The organism is Gracilibacillus ureilyticus (assembly GCF_900111195.1).
Classification (GTDB): Bacteria; Bacillota; Bacilli; order Bacillales; family Amphibacillaceae; genus Gracilibacillus; species Gracilibacillus ureilyticus.
Map to the genome: position 1 here is coordinate 200721 of NZ_FOGL01000001.1, position 19860 is coordinate 220580.

The window sequence follows — 19860 nt, forward strand, 5'->3', positions numbered from 1 at the left end:
CCAAGAACATTTTCAATTTATACAAATTATAGTAATATAACAATGAATTATAAATAAAAGTCATGTTATTACATTTTTCTCATATTATTTTAGTAGATCATTAAAATTATAGCAAGATATTCAGTTATTTTACACGTTTATTATTAACCGTTCAGAAGGAAATCCAGGGGCAAAATAGCAGAGAGGAGGGGAATTAGTTGATAAATCATGTTGACTTAATTAATAAAAGTACAAAAACAAAGGTTAACAAAGTTAATACATGTATTTCCCAATTACCACCAGAAGTTTTAGAGGTTGTTGAAAGGTCAGGATTTGATTTAATTACCCTGAGTGATTTCTCTGGTCAGATAACATTTGTATCAGAGTCAGTAGAGAAAGTATTAGGTTATTCCAAAGACGACTTGCTTGGAAAATCAGTTTTCCGCTATATCTTGCAGGACGACCAAAAATATGTTGATCAGCATTTTGACCGTCAGTCATATGAACCTCAAAAGTATTATCTACATATAAGACATCAATTAGGTAAGTATATTATCTTTGAGTCAAACATTTCTGTCGTTGATTTCCCGAATGGTGAGAAGCAAATATTGGCTGTATCCAAGGATATCTCAGACAAAAAACAGGCAGAAGAGATATTTATCCGTTCTGAAAAGATGTCAATTGCGGGGCAGCTGGCAGCAGGTATTGCTCATGAAATAAGAAATCCCTTAACTTCTTTAAGAGGATTTATACAATTATTGCAAGCAGGGATGGAAAATAAAGAAGCATACTATAAAATAATGATGGATGAGATAGATAAAATTAATACTATTACATCTGAACTGTTGTTTATTTCTAAACCGATGACTGATGAGAAATCGGAAGAAAGTGTATCAGAAATGGTGTCTGATGTGATTACATTGTTAAAAACACAAGCGAACTTATATAATATCGATTTGTATCTGGATGTACAAGATGAAGTAGTTATTTATTGTGACAGATCTCAACTGAAGCAGGTTTTTATTAATTTGATAAAAAATGCAATTGAAGAAATGACAGCAGGCGGGGAAATTTTGACAACGATTAAAAAGACTGTCGATACTTGTGTGATCTCTATCGTCGATCAGGGGCCGGGCATACCCAAACATCTCATCCATAAACTAAAGGAACCGTTTTTCACTACAAAAAAGAATGGTACCGGGCTGGGATTAATGATCTCTAATCAAATTATAGAGAATCATCACGGTTTTCTTAAAATAGAATCAGAGAAAAATGTTGGTAGTACATTTAGCATTCATTTACCAATTTAATATATTTTTCTGCCAATTAATTACAATAAATTTTCAAAAACAACTAAATTCATTGATTTTTTGCACTTAAACATTTTACTTATAAACCGATTTCATTTAAAATAGTAAGGTGCATACTATAAGAATAGTATCTAGAGATATGAATTAAATAAGATTCGGTCTAACATTTTTGAAGGGGGTAACTTAATCAAAATGACAAGCGAGAATGCATTTCAAGCAAAAAAGCAATTTGAGTTAAATGGGAAGAAGTACAATTACTATGAATTAAAAGCATTAGAAAATGCTGGTCTGGGTAAAATTGACCGTTTACCTTTCTCGATTCGCGTATTACTAGAATCATTAGTTCGTCAACATGATGGACATGTTATTAAAGATGAACATGTTAAAAGTTTAGCAAATTGGGGGAAAGGTAATGCGGAAGACGTTCCTTTCAAACCTTCCCGAGTTATTTTACAAGATTTCACCGGTGTTCCTGCTGTTGTAGACCTGGCTTCTTTAAGAAAAGCAATGGTTGATATGGGCGGTTCACCAGATGATATTAATCCGGAAGTTCCAGTTGATCTGGTTATTGACCACTCTGTTCAAGTAGATGAATATGGAACTAAACAAGCATTACAAGCTAATATGGAGTTAGAGTTTGAACGTAATGCAGAAAGATATGAATTTTTGAACTGGGCGCAAAAAGCATTTGACAATTACCGTGCAGTGCCGCCAGCAACAGGTATTGTTCACCAGGTAAACCTGGAATATCTGGCAAATGTAGTTCATGCAATTGAAAATAATGATGGCGAATTTGATACATTCCCTGATACTTTATTTGGAACTGACTCTCATACTACCATGATAAACGGTTTAGGAGTTCTTGGATGGGGTGTTGGTGGTATTGAAGCAGAAGCTGGTATGCTTGGTCAGCCATCCTACTTCCCGGCACCTGAAGTTATTGGTGTGAAGTTCACAGGAAGTTTCCCTAATGGTACTACTGCAACTGACTTGGCACTTAAAGTTACACAAGTGTTACGTGAGAAGAAAGTTGTAGGCAAGTTTGTAGAATACTTCGGTCCTGGCCTTAAAGATATGCCTCTTGCAGACCGTGCAACAATCTCCAATATGGCACCGGAATATGGGGCAACTTGCGGGTTCTTCCCTGTTGATGCGGAAGCATTAAATTACTTAAGATTAACAGGCAGAAGTGAAGAGCATATTTCACTTGTAGAAAAATACTGCAAAGAAAATAATCTATGGTATTCTCCGGACCAGCCGGATCCTGAGTTTACTGATCTGGTAGAAATAGATCTATCAGAATTAGAACCTAACTTATCTGGTCCTAAACGTCCGCAAGACTTAATACCATTATCAAATATGAAAGATGAATTCAATAAAGCTATTACAGCACCTGCTGGTAACCAGGGATTTGGGTTAGATGCTTCTGAATTTGATAAGGAAGTAGAAATCAAACATCCGAACGGACACCAAACTGTAATGAAAACAGGAGCTGTTGCTATAGCTGCAATTACATCATGTACGAATACATCAAACCCTTATGTCATGCTTGGTGCTGGTTTGCTTGCCAAAAAAGCAGTAGAAAAAGGGCTTGAAGTACCTTCATATGTGAAAACTTCTTTAGCACCGGGTTCAAAAGTTGTGACAAGTTACCTGGAGAATTCTGGATTAATGCCATACCTGGATCAATTAGGATTTAACTTGGTAGGTTATGGTTGTACTACATGTATTGGTAACTCTGGTCCATTACGTGAAGAAATTGAACAGGCGATAGCAGATAATGACTTAACAGTAGCCTCAGTATTATCTGGTAACCGTAACTTTGAGGGACGGATCCATCCATTAGTAAAAGCTAACTATTTGGCATCACCACCATTAGTTGTAGCATATGCTCTTGCAGGTACAGTTGATATCGACCTGAAGAAAGATCCGTTAGGAAAAGATAAAGATGGAAACGACGTATTCTTTGATGACATCTGGCCTTCAATGGATGAAGTTCGTGAACAAGTTGCTAGTGTTGTAACACCAGAAATTTTCCGTAAAGAATATGAAAATGTATTCGAATCAAATGAAAAGTGGAATGCAATTGAGACAACGGATCAGCCATTGTATTCATGGAATGAAAAATCTACTTACATTCAAAACCCTACTTTCTTTGAAGGACTTTCCAAAGAAGCAGGAAAGGTAAACAAATTATCTGGATTACGTGCAGTTGGTAAGTTCGGTGATTCAGTAACAACTGACCATATCTCACCAGCTGGAGCAATTGCAAAGGATATGCCAGCAGGTAAATATTTACAGGAAAATGGTGTGTCACCACGTAACTTTAATTCCTACGGTTCTCGCCGGGGGAATCATGAAGTGATGATGCGTGGAACATTTGCTAACATTCGTATCAAAAACCAGCTAGCTCCAGGTACTGAGGGCGGGTATACTACTTACTGGCCGACTGAGGAAATCATGCCGATTTATGATGCGGCAATGAAATACCAGGAAGATGGTACTGGCCTCGTAGTTCTTGCAGGTAATGATTACGGAATGGGAAGTTCCCGTGACTGGGCAGCTAAAGGTACTAATTTATTAGGTATTAAAACAGTTATTGCACAAAGTTTTGAGCGTATCCACCGTTCAAACCTTGTAATGATGGGTGTTCTTCCTCTTCAATTTAAAGATGGAGAAGGGGCTGATTCCCTCGGACTAACTGGAAGAGAAACTTTTGAAGTTCAAATTGATGAATCAGTTAAACCACGTGATCTAGTTAAAGTTGTTGCTACAAGTGAAGATGGTAAAACAACAGAATTTGAAGCAATTGCTCGTTTTGATAGTGATGTGGAAATCGACTATTACCGTCATGGTGGAATTCTTCAAATGGTATTACGAAATAAATTAGCAAATTAATAGATTAAGAGACAGTTTATTTATTGATAAACTGTCTCTTTTTTTATATTTTAAGACCTGTGATACAGCCCGTTGATCAATATATGTTTATTTGATAGAGGTAATATTAAATGGCAAGTGGAATATTAGACGTAGTATTGTTTATCGCTTATAATAAATGAGATATTGCATGAAATGTTAGACTGCAGTTAATATATCATTAGAGGATGAAAAGTTATGGCGAAGAACATTATTGCAGGGATTATAATAATTGCTTTAATAGGCACAGTTATTTATACTAATTTTCCAACGCTCTTTGACCAGGCTACGAAAACTGGCCCTAATGAGTATGATGTAACAGGAGATACATCTGTGGAAGGCGGATTTATTACACCTCCAAATCAGGAACTATTGAAAGAGGGTATGGAAGCACCTAATCTGCTGTTAAAAAACCTGCAAGGTGAGGAGTATAATTTAACTCAAATCGAGAAAGACTTTGTTTTCGTTAATTTTTGGGCGACATGGTGCAAGCCATGTATAGAAGAGATGCCCGATTTAGAAAGATTAGAACAATCATACCCAGATCTATTGCAGGTGCTGGCAATAAATGCAACGAGTATGGACAACGGGATAAGTGCAGTCGAGAAATTTCTGGATAGTGGACAATATGATTTAGAAATTTTACTGGACACAGAGGGCGAAGCTTATGACAAGTATACGGTAATCAATATTCCAACAACTTTTATTATTAGACAAAGTGACCAGCAAGTAATTAAACGTATAAATGGAATAATGACATATGAACAAATGGAACAACATGTTAATGAATTGAAGAAAATAGATTAGTTCATGCTCCTCTTAGTGTATTTCTAAGAGGTTTTTCCAAATTTACAGAGGAGTGTTGACAGATGAATAATATTCATATGATTAAAGAAAAACTACATAACTGGAGTAATTTTGAGGATCATCCTCCTTTCACAGAAATAGAATTATTAAGGATAATTGATCATTACGAAGAGGAGTTACTAAAAACAGATAAAGATTCAGAAGCCATTCTTTATGCTATGTTAATTTACTACAGGCTAAAAAGGCAAGTTACTGATGACCATTTAAATGAATTATTGGTTCATTCGGATAAAGTGAATCATCCGATGGTAAAAGAAATTCAAACATTAAAGCACTATCTTCATGTATATCAATCATTAGAAGAAAAGGATTTTTCACAGTATTTTATTCGCGAAACAGATTTTGATCCAGTCAAATTGAAAAAAGTAAGAGCTTTAATTAATGAATTAGAAGCGATCGGGGAACTGAAAGGAACTGCAGTCTATTCGAATTCTAAACTAAATAATGCTTACCATTATATATTTGATCAAGTGGAAGCAGTGGAAGATATTGCTGAAGGGCTTGCTTATGCACTGGAACACAAAAAATCTGTCCAGGATATTGCGTTTTACAATGAAGAAGTAGATAAAATAAACAGAGCTATTCATTTGTTTTATCAGGAGCTGCCTTCTTTCCTAAAAGATGAGCAGACAGAAGATCCTTTGGATGAATTAAACAATATGGTTGGTTTAGATCAAGTGAAATCATATATTAACCAATATTACCATTATTTAAAGTATCAGCAAAAACGTAAAGAAGCAGGTTTCCAGATGATCGATGAACAAGGGCTGCATATGGTAATTACAGGGAATCCAGGCACAGGGAAAACAACAATTGCCAGGTTACTTGCGAACATTTATTACAAACTGGGCTTATTAGAATCAAATAAAGTAGTGGAAGTTAACCGGTCTCAGCTTGTTGGTTCATTTATGGGGCAAAGTGAAGAAAATACTTTAAATTACGTGAAAAAAGCATTAGGCGGCGTCTTATTTATTGATGAGGCATATAACCTGAAGCGGGAAGAACAATCAGGTAATGATTATGGACAAGCTGTAATTGATACATTAGTCGCCAGTATGACAAGTCAGGAATATGCAAGTAATTTTGCGGTAATTATCGCAGGATATCCAGAAGAAATGAATCATTTTCTTTGGGCAAATCCCGGAATGAGAAGTAGATTTCCGGAGGGGAATTTTATCCAATTACCTGACTTTGATGAAGAAGAATTACTGGAGATTGCTGAGAGAACTGCTTTGAACAATGATTATTTTTTTACGGAAAATGCGCTATCTTCATTTCGTTCACTTATTGAAAAGGCAAAGGTTGATGAATCATTTGGTAATGCCAGAACTGTAAAAGATCTCGTGTTAAAAGTGATTTTTCATATAGGAGCAACAAGAAGTTTAATTAATAAAAACAGTTGGTTAAACCATATGAGAATTTCCCGATCAGATATTTTATCACTTAATCAGGATAGCGATTCGGACCATCCACTGGAACAATTAGACCAGCTAATTGGCCTGAATAATATAAAAGAAGAAGTGAAAAAACTTTCTGCTTTTGTCAAAGTCCAACAAAAAAGAAAATCAATGAATCTACCTGCTGTACCTATACAATTGCATGCAGTTTTTTCGGGTAACCCGGGAACTGGTAAAACCACTGTTGCAAAAATTTATGCGAAAATTTTAAAAGACTGTGGATTGTTAAAGAGAGGACACCTTATTATTAGTTCAAGAGGTGATCTTGTGGCAGGTTATGTCGGCCAAACAGCAATGAAAACCAAAAATAAAATTCGCGAAGCTTTAGGTGGAGTTCTGTTTATTGATGAAGCATACTCCTTGTACAGGGGGGAAAAGGATTTTGGAAAAGAGGCAATTGATACATTAGTTGATGAAATGACGAGACATAATGAGAATCTTGTAGTAATTTTAGCAGGTTACAAAAATGAGATGGAGCGGTTCATTTCAAGTAACCCGGGGTTGGAATCTAGATTTAAGAAGTACTTCCATTTTGATGATTATACTGACGAAGAGTTATTGGAAATGGTGATATCCCATACGAAGCAATTTCATTATTCATTAAGTGAAGAAGTGGAAACATTTCTACTGGAACAATTCGCTCAGGTGAAAATCAATGGAAATGGGCGATTTGTAGTGAATTTAATAAATGAAGCAATCCAATATCAAGCTTTAAGAGTCGAATTAAATGGCAATACTGAGGATTTAACAGAGCTTCTTAAAGAAGATTTTGAATTAGCATGGAAATCTACTAGGGGGATTAATAAGCAATGATAACTAATACACCGATAAAGGTAAGGTACCAGGAAACAGATCAAATGGGAGTTGTTTATCATGCTAATTATTTAATCTGGTTCGAGATAGGCAGAACAGCTTTTATTGAAGAGTTAGGATTTAAATATCATGAAATGGAAGCAGAAGGCATAGTTTCGCCAGTAATCGATGCAAAGATCCAATTTAAACAGCCAATTCGGTATGGTGAAGAAGCTTATGTGGAAACATGGTTAGAATCATATAATGGTATTCGAACAACTTATGGATATCGAATTTTAAATAATAATAATGAGGTTGCTGTAACAGGAGAAACGCAGCATGTAATTGTCCAGAAGCATTCATTCCGGCCCCAATCATTAAAAAAGAAATTTCCTGACTGGCATCATGCATATGAAAAAGCAATAAGAAAGGATAAGTAATGGCATTTGGAATCGATCGTAAGACATTAACAAACTGGAAAAAAAGTGTGAGAGAGGGCCAGATTTCTTTTCTTACTCACTATTGGATTGATGAACGCTTTCCCGGCTGTAAAACTGTTACGAAAGTTGGGTGCAGTGATATAAATAAACTGATCTGCTGGGGTAAGCAGCATGGATTAAAGGCAGAATGGATTCATTTCGATAAAGAATATCCACATTTCGACCTTTTTGGTGAGCGGCAGAAAGAGATTTTACTGGCCGAAAACCAAATGGAACAGCTCAAGAATTTCAATAATTACTAGAAAAAAACAATGCAAGATCACTTTTCAGGATCATGCATTGTTTTCTTTTTCTGGAACTGGATCAAACCCGCCTTTATGGAAGGGATGACACTTCATTATTCGCTTTATGGTTAAATAACTCGCTTTAAAGAGATTGAACCGACGAAAACACTCTATGCTGTATTGTGAACAAGTTGGCTGGAACCGGCAACTTGGAGGGAAAATTGGACTGATCGCAATTTGATAAAAACGAATAATACCAATAAATATCCATTTCATTTTCTTAAAAAAATCCCTTAATTGTGTAAAGTTTTATCATAGGATATTGTAGCAATTGCATCATGGAGATGAATGGATTCTTCATTTTGACAAGTTACTGAGAACTTCTCCACAAATGGCATTTCGTACAAATCGGCTGCTACAAGTCGTACCATATCCTCTACAAAGCGAGGATTCTCATAAGCTTGTTCTGTTACCATTTTTTCGTCAGGTCTTTTTAAAACGGGATGTATACGAGCACTTGCGTTACTTTCAGCTGCTTCTAATAAAGCTGCTTTCCAATCAACTTGTTCCTCATCGAAATTAGGGGTTAATTGTGCTCCTATTTTCACGATTCCTCTCTGGTTATGCGCACTGTACTCACTTATCTCTTTTGAACATGGACAAAGTGTTGTTACCGTTCCTTCTATTGCTACATCAACCTGATAGCCGTGAATTCTGTCATAAATAACTGTTAAACGGGCTTCTGCATGATTCATTCCCGTAATAGCAGAACTCGGACCGCTTCTCTCAAAAAACCATGGAAATGATACGGTTATCTGTGTATCCTCCTGCTGCAGCTTATCTGTTAATTCCTTGGTGAATCGCTTTAATTCACTGATTGAAACCATTAAAGGTTCCCCGTTACTGTATTCATACATCAGTTCTGTAAACCGGCTCATATTGGTTCCTTTACTGTCTTTGTTAATTGCAGAAGTCAGTTTAAAATTACCAATAGTAGTTTGGTTGTACGGTTTTATATTGCTTGAAATATAAATAGGTTGTTTCACATTTGCAATACCTACTTGATTTATGTCAAAGAGAAAGTCTTTTTTCGTGTTTTGAAGATCAGGCATCTTTTCTTTTTCAGTTGGCTTTGTTTTCTCCCCTGGTTCAACAGAGCCAAACAGCTTGTGCCGCTCTTGCTTATTGGGTAATTGTTTTGGCAGTTTACTGAACATGTCCCAAAACTCCTTTCCTACATTACAATTATTTCAAAGTATACTGAATAACGTAAAAATATTCAATTTTTTCGCTTGTTTAGACAACTTAACATGGAAATGAGAGATCCCTCTGCAGATCCCTCATTATCCCATCCATTTTATTTTTGGCTCTGTTTTATTGATAATTCGTTTTATATTTGCTTTATGCCGGTAAATAACAAAAATAGTTAGAAGGCCGGTAACAATCATTAATCCAATCTCTTGTTGAATAATTGTTACAATAACGGTTATAATTCCAGTTAACATCGACGAAAGTGAAACATATTTTGTTAAGTATAATATAACTAGGAAACTTACCACCATAATAACAAATAACAACCAGTTAACCCCAAGTATGACACCAGCCGAAGTAGCGACCGCCTTACCACCTTTAAATTTTGCGAAAATAGGGTATACGTGTCCGACTACTGCAAATACACCAATAATTAATGGATGAATATGATCGAAGTTAAGCAGTACCGGTAATAATGCTGCTAAGGTTCCTTTCAGGATATCCCCCAGTGTAACAATGATTCCGGCTTTTACCCCTAACACACGAAAGGTATTTGTAGCACCAAGATTTCCGCTGCCATGTTCCCGGATGTCTGTTTTAAAACCTACTTTACCAACAATTAAACCTGTAGGAATGGATCCAAGTAAATAAGCAATAATGATTAATATTATGTAGTCCATTTACAAACTCCTTACATTTCTTGATAAATCTATTGTAGCATGTATTTCAGCAATTGAATATATTCACTGTTTATATTTTGGAAAAACTATGTTACATATTATAAGAGAATGCCGATAAAGAACATGTAATGATAGATGGAGCAATCCGGTCAAAACTGCGGATCTATACTTGCACAAATTAACTGTCCGTGGTTTAATCAACTAAAATGAGGTGTAGAATGATGGGTATTCAAAATGAACAACAATTAATGCTTGAAATGTTAAATAATACAAAAACAATCGCTGTAGTTGGTTTATCTGATAATCCAGGGCGTACATCGTATCTAATTTCACAAGCGATGCAAAATGCTGGATATCGGATTATTCCTGTTAATCCTACTGTAAATGAAGTACTGGGGGAAAAAGCTTATCCTTCGTTACTTGATGTTAAAGAAGATTTTGAATTAGTAAATGTTTTTAGAAGACCAGAATACTTAGAAGAGTTAGCTGTAGAAATTGCTAAAACTAAAGCTCCTTATGTCTGGATGCAGCAAGGTGTAGTAAATACAAAAGCGTATGATTATTTACAAAACCACGGAAAATCAGTAATTATGGACAGGTGTATCAAGGTCGCTCATGCGGTATTAAAAGGCAAATAAACGCTTTACTTCTAGGAACATTTGTTCTATATTTGAAAATATAGATTGACACTTCGTATATATAATGGGTTAGAATGTTAGATGTTAATGTTTTGTTCGGTTAATGGAAGGGGTAAAAATGTAAAATGGCAAAAAATACAACCTATTCAGATGATAGCATACAAGTACTGGAGGGTCTTGATGCAGTCAGAAAAAGGCCTGGAATGTATATTGGCAGTACAGATACGAGAGGGTTACATCACTTAGTGTTTGAAATCGTAGATAACTCTGTAGATGAAGCGCTGTCAGGGTATGGGGATTTTATAAAAGTTGTGATACATGAAGATAATAGTATAACAGTAAAAGACAGAGGGAGAGGTATGCCTACAGGGATGCACCAGACTGGCAGGCCTACTCCCGAAGTAATTCTCACAGTGCTGCATGCTGGAGGGAAATTCGGTCAAGGAGGATATAAGACAAGTGGGGGACTTCATGGTGTGGGTGCCTCTGTTGTGAATGCTCTTTCCGAATGGTTAGAGGTTACCATTGAACGTGATGGACATGTGTATGTACAAAGATTTGAATCGGGTGGAAAGCCTGTTACTACGTTGGAGAAGAAAGGAAAAACAAAGGAGACAGGCACTACGATTTCCTTTAAGCCTGACCGGTCGATATTTTCCACAGACGTATTTCAATTTGAAGTACTATCTGAAAGACTAAGAGAGGCTGCCTTTTTATTAAAAGGTATCACTATTGAATTAATCGATGAGCGAAATGACAATCAGTCAGAGACATATCACTATCCGGACGGCTTAAAAGAATTTGTCAGTTATTTAAATGAAGATAAAGACAGTTTGCATCCTGTCGTAGCTTTCGAAGGAGAACAGCTAGGAATGGAATTGGACTTTGCTTTTCAATTCAATGATGGTTATGCGGAAAGTATATTATCGTTCGTCAATAATGTAAGAACAAAAGATGGTGGAACCCATGAATCAGGGGCAAAAGCTGCTATAACCAGAATTTTCAACGATTATGCAAGAAAAGTTAATTTACTAAAAGAAAAAGATAAAAACTTAGAAGGTAATGATATTCGCGAAGGATTTACTGCAGTAATATCTATAAAGATACCTGAAGAAAAATTACAATTCGAGGGGCAGACGAAAGGGAAACTTGGAACAGCAGAAGCAAGATCTGCTGTTGATGCGGTAGTAGCGGAAAATTTATTATATTTCCTTGAAGAGAACCCGGATATTTCATCAATGTTAATAAGAAAAGCTGTAAGGGCGAAGGAAGCAAGGCTTGCCGCAAGAAAAGCAAGAGAAGAAGCAAGAAGTGGTAAAAAGAAAAAAAGAAAGGATGCCCTTCTAAGTGGAAAATTAACCCCCGCTCAATCAAGAAACCCTGATAAAAATGAATTGTATCTTGTTGAAGGGGACTCTGCAGGCGGCTCCGCGAAACAGGGAAGAGACCGTAAATTCCAGGCAGTTCTGCCGCTTAGAGGGAAAGTCATCAATACGGAAAAGGCCAAATTAGGTGATGTGTTAAAAAATGAAGAAATCTCAACAATTATTCATACTATTGGTGCAGGAGTTGGTGCGGATTTTTCTCTTGAAGATGTTCAGTATAAGAAAATTGTAATTATGACAGATGCAGATACGGACGGTGCCCATATTCAAGTCCTCCTGTTAACATTTTTCTACCGCTATATGAGACCGTTAATTGAAGCGGGAAAGGTTTTTATTGCTTTACCCCCACTTTACCAGATTACAAAAGGCAAAGGAGCAAAAGCCAAAGTAGAATATGCATGGAATGAAGATGATATGAAGAAAATTACGAAGCAGTATAAGACAGGATACCAACTTCAGCGTTATAAAGGTCTAGGTGAAATGAATGCAGATCAGCTTTGGGAAACAACGATGAATCCAGATACGAGAACGCTGATAAGGGTTAAAATTGACGACTTGGCTAGAGCGGAGAAACGTGTGAGTACTCTGATGGGGGATAAAGTCGAGCCCCGACGTAAATGGATTGAGTCACATGTTAAGTTCAGTTTGGATGAAGAAGATAATATCATTGATAATGAGAACATTCAGAAATAGGAGGAGTCCCGTTGGCAATCGAAGAGAATTTTCTCGATCTTCCCTTAGAAGAAGTAATGGGAGATCGGTTTGGACGTTACAGTAAATATATTATTCAGGATCGCGCATTGCCTGATGCAAGAGACGGATTAAAACCGGTTCAGCGACGAATACTCTATGCAATGCACGAAGAGAGAAATACCCATGATAAACCTTTTAGAAAGTCTGCTAAAACTGTTGGTACTGTTATAGGTAACTACCACCCACACGGTGATTCATCTGTTTATGAAGCAATGGTACGATTAAGCCAGACATGGAAAGTGAGAAACGTACTTATTGAGATGCATGGTAACAACGGTAGTGTGGATGGGGATCCACCAGCTGCGATGCGTTACACAGAAGCAAGACTTTCCGCAATAGCTTCTGAACTGATTCGGGATATTGATAAAGAGACGGTTGATTATATACCGAACTTTGATGATACCATAGATGAACCTGTTGTATTACCTGCCAGGATACCTAATTTATTAATTAATGGATCGACAGGTATATCTGCAGGTTATGCAACAGAGATTCCTCCTCATAATTTAAGTGAAGTAATTGATGCTATTATTAAAAAGCTTGAAAAACCTGATGCTACTGTTGATGATCTTCTGGAATATGTAAAAGGGCCGGATTTCCCAACAGGAGGAATTATTCAAGGTAAAGAAGGATTAAAAAAAGCTTATCAGACTGGAAAAGGGAAGATTGTTGTTCGAGGGAAGGCAAAGATTGAACCGTTAAAAGCGAACAGAGAACAGATTGTCATTGACGAAATTCCTTATGAAGTAAATAAAGCTGTTCTGGTGAAACGGATGGACGAACTGCGAATTGACCGAAAAGTCGAGGGGATTGCTGAAGTCAGAGATGAAACGGATCGTACAGGTTTAAGAATAGTGGTGGAACTGAAAAAAGATGCTGACAGCCAGGGCATTCTCAATTATCTGTATAAAAACACGGATCTGCAAATTACGTATAATTTCAATATGGTGGCAATAAAAGACAAGACACCCCAGTTATTAGGCTTAGTCGACTTAGTTGACGCATATATTGGTCATCAAAAGGAAGTTGTTACAAGGCAAACACAATTTGATTTAGCAAAAGCGGAAAAACGTGCCCATATTGTAGAAGGTCTAATTAAAGCTGTTTCCATTTTAGATGAACTGATCCAGACAATTCGAGCATCCAACGATAAACAAGATGCGAAAAACCGGATTAAACAGCAATATCAGTTTACAGAAGAACAAGCTGAAGCTATTGTTACATTGCAATTATATCGTCTTACCAACACAGATATAACCTCACTTGAGAAGGAAGCAGAGGAATTACAAGCTGCAATAAGGGAATATCAACAGATTTTAAATGATGAAAAGAAGTTATATTCTGTTATAAAAAAAGACTTGCGTAAAATGAAAAAGCAGTATGAAGAGCCTAGAAAAACAAGAATAGAAGACAAAATAGAAGAGTTAAAGATTAATGTAGAAGTTCTGGTTGCAAGTGAAGATGTTATCGTATCTGTAACAAATCAGGGTTATGTTAAAAGAACGAGTGTCAGGTCTTATACCGCTTCTTCTGATGAAGATTTTATGATGAAAGAAGAAGATCACTTAATTGGGTTGTATGAATTAAATACGACAGACCATATATTATTATTCACTTCCCTGGGGAGATATATGCCTATTCCTGTTCACCAGTTGCCAGATATACGCTGGAAGGAGCTGGGGCAGCATATTACCAACATTGCATCAACGGAAAAAGAAGAGACAATAGTTAAAGCTATCCCAATCAGGGAATTTGATGCAGCAAAAAATCTTCTCTTCTTCACGAGAAATGGAATGGTGAAAAAAAGTACACTGAATTTATATGCTTCTGCACGATATTCAAGGCCATTAATCGCTCTGAATCTGAAAAAAGAGGATCAACTTGTAAATGTGTACTTAACTGACGGAAATGCGGATATTTTTATCGCTACAAATAAAGGGTATGGCCTCTGGTATGAAGAGAAAGAGGTATTGCCAATTGGCCAGCGTGCTGCAGGGGTTAAGGCCATTCAGTTAAAAGAAGATGAATTTGTGATTAATGGATTGGCTTTTAATCGGTTATCCCCAATGGAATATTTATTTGTGATGACACAGAGAGGGGCATGTAAAAGAATAAGCCTGGAGCAATTTGAAAAGTCATCAAGGGCGAAAAAAGGTTCCGCAATGTTACGGGAACTGAAATCAAAGCCTCACCGAATTGTTGGCTTTGAGCATATCCATGAAAAAGACGATGTTGTTATTCGTACAAAGAAGGGTCATGTTAGAACACTGGCTACTATTGAACTGCCGATTAGTGAAAGGTACAGTAATGGATCCTTTGTGATAGATACTGAACTTGAAGGCGAAGTCGAGAGTATCTGGCTAAAGTCGAACTTGCGAAAGCCTTTTAAAAGTGAAGTACTTTAATGGATAAAGTCTTCTCAGAACAAACCGAGCGACCAGGTGCTGATCGTTCGGTTTTTCTATATACTATTTAGAATTAATTCATCCCCCGATTTATTTTCAAAATAAGGTGGAGATTATGAAGCGTTACCAGTATAATAAATAATTAGATCAAGCTTGAAGGAGTTTTAAGCATGGAGACAACTACATTAAAAGCGGTATCGGTGGAGCAGATAGCTGCCCTGTATAGCAGATTTGGTACTTTTAACGAATTGGATCGACAACAGAAACTGCTGGATTTTTTCCGGAAGAAACAAGAAGAAATGAAGCATATCTGCTTTTGTGGTCATTTTTCTGCAGGGAAATCGACTTTATTAAACCAGTTATTAAATCAGCCATTATTACCGCAAAGTCCAATACCAACAAGTGCAAATATTGTAGAAATAAAGAACGGACCAGATGAATATGTTATACACTTTAAAAAGGGTGAACCTGTAAGGCTGGATGGTAAAACTGCAATCGAAGACATACATGCTTTATGCAGGGATGGAGAAGAAATCAAAAAGGTGGAAATTTTTAAAGAGACAGATGAACTTGTTAAAGGGGTCACTTTAATGGATACACCCGGAATTGATGCAGCTGATGATGCTGACAGATTAATGACAGAGTCCGCTCTTCATGTCGTGGATCTGCTTTTTTATGTGATCGATTACAACCATGTCCAATCTGAAGTGAATGCATCATTTTTAAAAAAATTAGATGAAATGAATAAACCTTATATAGTTATCATAAATCAAATTGATAAACATGATGAATCTGAAATATCTTTTGCAGATTTCAAACAAAGCTTACATACTGTCTTTGACCAGTGGGGAATATCTCCGTTATCAGTATATTATACATCATTAGCAGGGGATAGTAATCCACAGCTGAATCAATGGTTGTCTTTAAAAGAGAGGGTAAGAAGGCAAATTCAGTCGGACAGCGAAATAATGATTGATGAAACGCTCTTTAATGGAATACATCAGCTTGTAAAGGATTTTATCGAAGAGAAACAATCAGATATGGACAGAGCAATCACCAGTCTTGAAGAAAAAATAAATGAGATCAACATCGATCAGTCTGTTGATTTTGAGAGTCTGAAAGTAGAAAAAATTAGTATAGAAAAAGAAAAATCAGAGATTGAAGCAACTTATCAGAAGTTACTTGACCAGACTTTAAAGAACGCTCAATTAATGCCTTTTGAGATCCGCGAAAATGCGAGGGAGTTACTGGAGGCATATGCACCAGGTTTTAAAGTAGGATTCTTTAATTCCAGACAGAAAACAGCGGATGAAAGGAAACAGCGTCTGGAAACCTTTTATCAGGCTCTTCATCAGCAAGTGGAAGTAAATCTGGAATGGAAATTAAAAGATAAGTTAACTGAATTTATCGAAGGATATACCACATTGACTTTTGAAGAAAACCTGTTTGAGAATGAAATTTCCAAAGAAACCATCACCCAGTTAATGAATGATAATGTGAAAGTAACGGGCGATTATGTGTTAGTTTATACAGACCTAGTGGCAAATCACGTAAAAAAATTCTACCGGCAATACTTTAAAGATAAATGGCATTCTGCGAAAACTGAAATCTTTCATTCGCTGGAAAATCAGCTTAAGAAAATCGAGTCACAGCTAGAAAAATTCGAACAGAATTTAAATTATGAACAGCAAATTGATGAACATAAACAATCATTTCTACATTATAAGAATCAACTGGTTTCTGTTTTAGAGGGTGAATGGGAAAATCCGCCATCCATCACTCATCTTCAGGAAAAAATTAACAATCTGCAAAAGATCCCAAAGAGTTCTTTAGATGAATGGAAGAAGAACACTATTGCATTGGAACCGGATCAGTCCGTTAACAGGGAAAAAGAAGTCTTTCGCTATAACATTGACCAGACATTTAATGATGCTACACGTGTTTTATCCCTTGTAGAGAAGATACCAGCACTTAGTAAATTTCATAAAGGCATTGGAGATAAAATGGACCGTCTAAAAAACAGACATTTTACAATTGCATTATTTGGTGCTTTTAGTGCGGGCAAATCTTCTTTTGCTAATGCACTGATCGGTGAGGATATATTACCGGTTTCTCCGAATCCGACAACGGCAGCAATTAACAAAATCAGTCCTCCGACGGACGAATACAAACATGAAGAGATTAAAGTTACCCTTAAACAGGAAAGAGAATTGTTAGATGATTTCCATGCAATAATAGAGAATAAGACTTTCATTTCCCTAAAGGATGCAGTGAAATGGTTACGGAAATTAAATATTCATAAACTTACTGTGCCGGACCAACACAAAACTTTTTTATTTGCACTTTTAAACGGATATGAAAAGATGGCAGACAATATAGGCACAACGTACAAAATTGGAATGGACCAATTTAGTACATATATACAGAATGAACATGTTGCTTGTTTTGTCAGAGAGATGGAATTACACTACCATTGTCCCCTGACAGAACAGAACGTTACCCTTGTTGATACGCCAGGCGCAGATTCTGTCAATGCACGGCATACGGAATTATCCTTTTCCTATATTAAAAATGCGGATGCTGTTCTGTTCGTAACATATTATAATCACCCATTCTCTAGGCCTGATAAAACATTCCTTGAGAAATTAGGAAGTGTAAAAGATGCATTTCAATTAGATAAAATGTTTTTCATAGTAAATGCAGTAGATTTGGCAAAAGATGAGACAGAAGTACAAATGGTTTTAGATTATGTGAAAAGACAGTTACAGACTTTTGATATACAGCAGCCAAGAATGTTTCCTGTTTCCAGTAAGATGGCATTACAAGAAAAACTAACTGGAAGTCAACCGATATTGTCTGGTTTGGACAGTTTTGAGCAATCATTTTATGAATTTATTAAGGAAGACTTAACCCAGTTAAGTATGCAGTCCATTTATACAGATATAAACAGAGCTCATGCATTAGTAAAAAAATGGCTGGAAATTTCCCGCAGTAATCAGACGGAGCGGGATGTAATGATGAAAGAAATAAATCAAAATGAAGAGCAAATGCTTCAGTTAATCGAAAAGCGGGATAATGAGGCTCATATTGCTTCTGTCATACAATTAGTTAATAAACAGAGTTTCCATGTTGTCCAACGATTCTCTATTCAGTTTACGGATGTATTTCGCTCCTGCATTAATCCAGGGGCAATACAGAATAATGGTAAAACAGGGAAAGCTGAATTAGATGCAGCACTCAACAAGTTGCATACTCAAACAAATGAACGAGTGAAGTATGAATTAGAAGCCTTGTACATTCGTGTAGAGACACTATGGAATAAAGAGTGGCAGCAGTACAGAGGGATAATAAATAACCAATTAAAGCTAATTGATCAAACTTTCTCATTGTCAGAATTAGAAGACATTGATCTCCCAACACCCGATGCTGGAATTAGTATAGAAAAAGATGATCAACTAATGAAATCATTTGTGAAGAATTACAAAGATACCGCGTCTTTTTTTGCCAAAGAAGGCAGAGATCAATTGGAAGAAGAGATAAAAGAGTTTTATAATAACAATCTGGAAAAACTTATAGAAGAAGTAAAGCTGTACTTAACAGAATATTACGAACAACAGTGGCACACGGCTGATCAACATCTCTGGAATCAATATAGTAAGGAAGTCTCAGCTTTCAATGAAAATATTAAGAAAGGAATAAATGATAACCTGGAAAATGAAGATATATTAATAGAACTTGATAATTCCATAGAAAAAATTAACGCACAACTAGTCTGAAGACTAGTTGTGTTGTGTTTTAGAATGTGGTGTTGAGAAGGTAATATCTGCTGGCAATTGATTAAACCCTGTTGTAAGTTGTGAGGATACATGGCTGTCAGAGCCGGGAATTAATGGAATCCCTTTGTTATATGCTTTTTGAATGACTGGTTTGCTAGGATAAATCTGTTTACAATCTTCCTTAAATAGTCCTGCAGTATTTATATCAAGAGATAGATTTTGATTGATTATTTCATCAAGAATCAGATCAATTGTTTTGTCATAATTATTTTCCGGAGGGTATTTCTTTATAAATTTTTCAATTAAAGTAATGTGACCGATCCGTTTTGGCTTATACCTGCCTAAGTCTGCTTGAATTGCGAGTTGTAAAGTGCGATAATATTCCTCATAAACTTTATCAACAGAGCCGAACTGATTAATGATTTCCGCGAACATTTCTCTGCTGAAATCTAAACAGACATAGTTATCAGCAGGGTTTTTTAACATATGTACAGAAAGAATGGAATCATCTATTACTGAACCTGTATCATTGAGAAAATAAGTTATTTCATCCTCAAACCCCTCAATATAGTCCAGTTCAAAGCCTAGGTTGATGGCTATTTTGTTGTGATATATTCTTTTATACCGAGTAATTTGCTCAATATACTTAGATAAATCATCCCAGCTCATTGCACTATCTTTTTCAGGAGTAGGATCGGCAAAACTTTGGGGAAGCGGTGCATGTTCTGTAAAGCTTATTTCTTTTAAACCAAGTGATATTGCACTTTCGATATATTGTTCAATAGTGTGCTCTGAACCGTGTGGACAGAAATTAGTATGTACATGATAATCGCCAATTATTGCCATGCTGTCAGTCTCCTTTCTTAGCTACAGTTACTATCATAATCTGTTTTATGATAAATGGAAAGTAATTATTGACAATAGGAA

Annotated in this window: 14 protein-coding genes; 10 read left to right on the plus strand and 4 right to left on the minus strand. The window is 36.2% G+C overall.

Annotated features, from left to right (window positions below):
• Positions 1–197 precede the first annotated feature (197 nt).
• From BMW36_RS01040 to BMW36_RS01065, 6 genes are all read left to right on the plus strand, one after another.
• Positions 198–1289: an ATP-binding protein gene (locus BMW36_RS01040; protein WP_089738106.1), complete on the plus strand. Its 1092-nt coding sequence runs from the start codon at positions 198–200 to the stop codon at positions 1287–1289.
• A 192-nt stretch (positions 1290–1481) separates the two neighbouring features.
• On the plus strand, positions 1482–4187 hold the full coding sequence (gene acnA, locus BMW36_RS01045) for an aconitate hydratase AcnA (RefSeq protein WP_089738108.1): 2706 nt from the start codon (positions 1482–1484) through the stop codon (positions 4185–4187).
• Positions 4188–4403: 216 nt separating this feature from the next.
• Positions 4404–5012: a TlpA family protein disulfide reductase gene (locus BMW36_RS01050; RefSeq protein WP_089738110.1), complete on the plus strand. Its 609-nt coding sequence runs from the start codon at positions 4404–4406 to the stop codon at positions 5010–5012.
• Between the two features lie 62 nt (positions 5013–5074).
• A complete protein-coding gene (locus BMW36_RS01055) occupies positions 5075–7342 on the plus strand; it encodes an AAA family ATPase (RefSeq protein WP_089738112.1) in 2268 nt (755 codons plus the stop codon).
• The gene (locus tag BMW36_RS01060; RefSeq protein WP_089738114.1) at positions 7339–7761 is read left to right on the plus strand and encodes an acyl-CoA thioesterase; all 423 of its coding nucleotides are present in this window, start codon (positions 7339–7341) and stop codon (positions 7759–7761) included. Before BMW36_RS01055 ends, BMW36_RS01060 begins: the two co-directional genes overlap by 4 nt.
• Positions 7761–8063 carry a hypothetical protein gene (locus BMW36_RS01065; protein ID WP_089738116.1) on the plus strand — a complete coding sequence of 101 codons (303 nt, stop codon included), beginning with the start codon at positions 7761–7763 and terminating at the stop codon, positions 8061–8063. Before BMW36_RS01060 ends, BMW36_RS01065 begins: the two co-directional genes overlap by 1 nt.
• A 30-nt stretch (positions 8064–8093) precedes the next feature.
• On the opposite strand, the gene yidD is transcribed toward BMW36_RS01065, so the two are convergent.
• From yidD to plsY, 3 genes are all read right to left on the minus strand, one after another.
• Positions 8094–8321: a membrane protein insertion efficiency factor YidD gene (gene yidD, locus BMW36_RS01070; protein ID WP_089738118.1), complete on the minus strand. Its 228-nt coding sequence runs from the start codon at positions 8319–8321 to the stop codon at positions 8094–8096.
• Positions 8322–8338: 17 nt separating this feature from the next.
• A complete protein-coding gene (gene folE2, locus BMW36_RS01075; protein ID WP_089738119.1) occupies positions 8339–9262 on the minus strand; it encodes a GTP cyclohydrolase FolE2 in 924 nt (307 codons plus the stop codon).
• Positions 9263–9388: 126 nt separating this feature from the next.
• Complete coding sequence (gene plsY / locus BMW36_RS01080) at positions 9389–9976, minus strand: glycerol-3-phosphate 1-O-acyltransferase PlsY (RefSeq protein ID WP_089738121.1); 588 nt, start codon at positions 9974–9976, stop codon at positions 9389–9391.
• Positions 9977–10197: 221 nt separating this feature from the next.
• On the opposite strand from plsY, the gene BMW36_RS01085 reads away from it, so the two are divergent.
• The 4 genes from BMW36_RS01085 (at position 10198) to BMW36_RS01100 (ending at position 18933) form a co-directional block, all read left to right on the plus strand.
• Complete coding sequence (locus tag BMW36_RS01085; protein ID WP_089738122.1) at positions 10198–10614, plus strand: CoA-binding protein; 417 nt, start codon at positions 10198–10200, stop codon at positions 10612–10614.
• Positions 10615–10739: 125 nt separating this feature from the next.
• The gene (gene parE, locus BMW36_RS01090) at positions 10740–12692 is read left to right on the plus strand and encodes a DNA topoisomerase IV subunit B (protein WP_089738124.1); all 1953 of its coding nucleotides are present in this window, start codon (positions 10740–10742) and stop codon (positions 12690–12692) included.
• A gap of 11 nt (positions 12693–12703) precedes the next feature.
• Positions 12704–15157: a DNA topoisomerase IV subunit A gene (gene parC, locus BMW36_RS01095; protein ID WP_089738126.1), complete on the plus strand. Its 2454-nt coding sequence runs from the start codon at positions 12704–12706 to the stop codon at positions 15155–15157.
• Positions 15158–15327: 170 nt separating this feature from the next.
• The gene (locus BMW36_RS01100) at positions 15328–18933 is read left to right on the plus strand and encodes a dynamin family protein (RefSeq protein ID WP_089738127.1); all 3606 of its coding nucleotides are present in this window, start codon (positions 15328–15330) and stop codon (positions 18931–18933) included.
• A gap of 3 nt (positions 18934–18936) precedes the next feature.
• On the opposite strand, the gene hisJ is transcribed toward BMW36_RS01100, so the two are convergent.
• On the minus strand, positions 18937–19779 hold the full coding sequence (hisJ, locus tag BMW36_RS01105) for a histidinol-phosphatase HisJ (protein WP_175480314.1): 843 nt from the start codon (positions 19777–19779) through the stop codon (positions 18937–18939).
• Between the last annotated feature and the right edge of the window lie 81 nt (positions 19780–19860).

Excerpts from the sequence above, each read along its gene's own strand:
- yidD (WP_089738118.1), bottom strand. The coding sequence starts at position 8,321 with ATGAAATGGATATTTATTGGTATTATTCGTTTTTATCAAATTGCGATC.
- folE2 (WP_089738119.1), bottom strand. The coding sequence starts at position 9,262 with ATGTTCAGTAAACTGCCAAAACAATTACCCAATAAGCAAGAGCGGCAC.
- BMW36_RS01050 (WP_089738110.1), top strand. The coding sequence starts at position 4,404 with ATGGCGAAGAACATTATTGCAGGGATTATAATAATTGCTTTAATAGGC.
- hisJ (WP_175480314.1), bottom strand. The coding sequence starts at position 19,779 with ATGGCAATAATTGGCGATTATCATGTACATACTAATTTCTGTCCACAC.
- BMW36_RS01060 (WP_089738114.1), top strand. The coding sequence starts at position 7,339 with ATGATAACTAATACACCGATAAAGGTAAGGTACCAGGAAACAGATCAA.
- BMW36_RS01100 (WP_089738127.1), top strand. The coding sequence starts at position 15,328 with ATGGAGACAACTACATTAAAAGCGGTATCGGTGGAGCAGATAGCTGCC.
- acnA (WP_089738108.1), top strand. The coding sequence starts at position 1,482 with ATGACAAGCGAGAATGCATTTCAAGCAAAAAAGCAATTTGAGTTAAAT.
- BMW36_RS01065 (WP_089738116.1), top strand. The coding sequence starts at position 7,761 with ATGGCATTTGGAATCGATCGTAAGACATTAACAAACTGGAAAAAAAGT.
- parE (WP_089738124.1), top strand. The coding sequence starts at position 10,740 with ATGGCAAAAAATACAACCTATTCAGATGATAGCATACAAGTACTGGAG.
- BMW36_RS01055 (WP_089738112.1), top strand. The coding sequence starts at position 5,075 with ATGAATAATATTCATATGATTAAAGAAAAACTACATAACTGGAGTAAT.
- plsY (WP_089738121.1), bottom strand. The coding sequence starts at position 9,976 with ATGGACTACATAATATTAATCATTATTGCTTATTTACTTGGATCCATT.
- BMW36_RS01085 (WP_089738122.1), top strand. The coding sequence starts at position 10,198 with ATGGGTATTCAAAATGAACAACAATTAATGCTTGAAATGTTAAATAAT.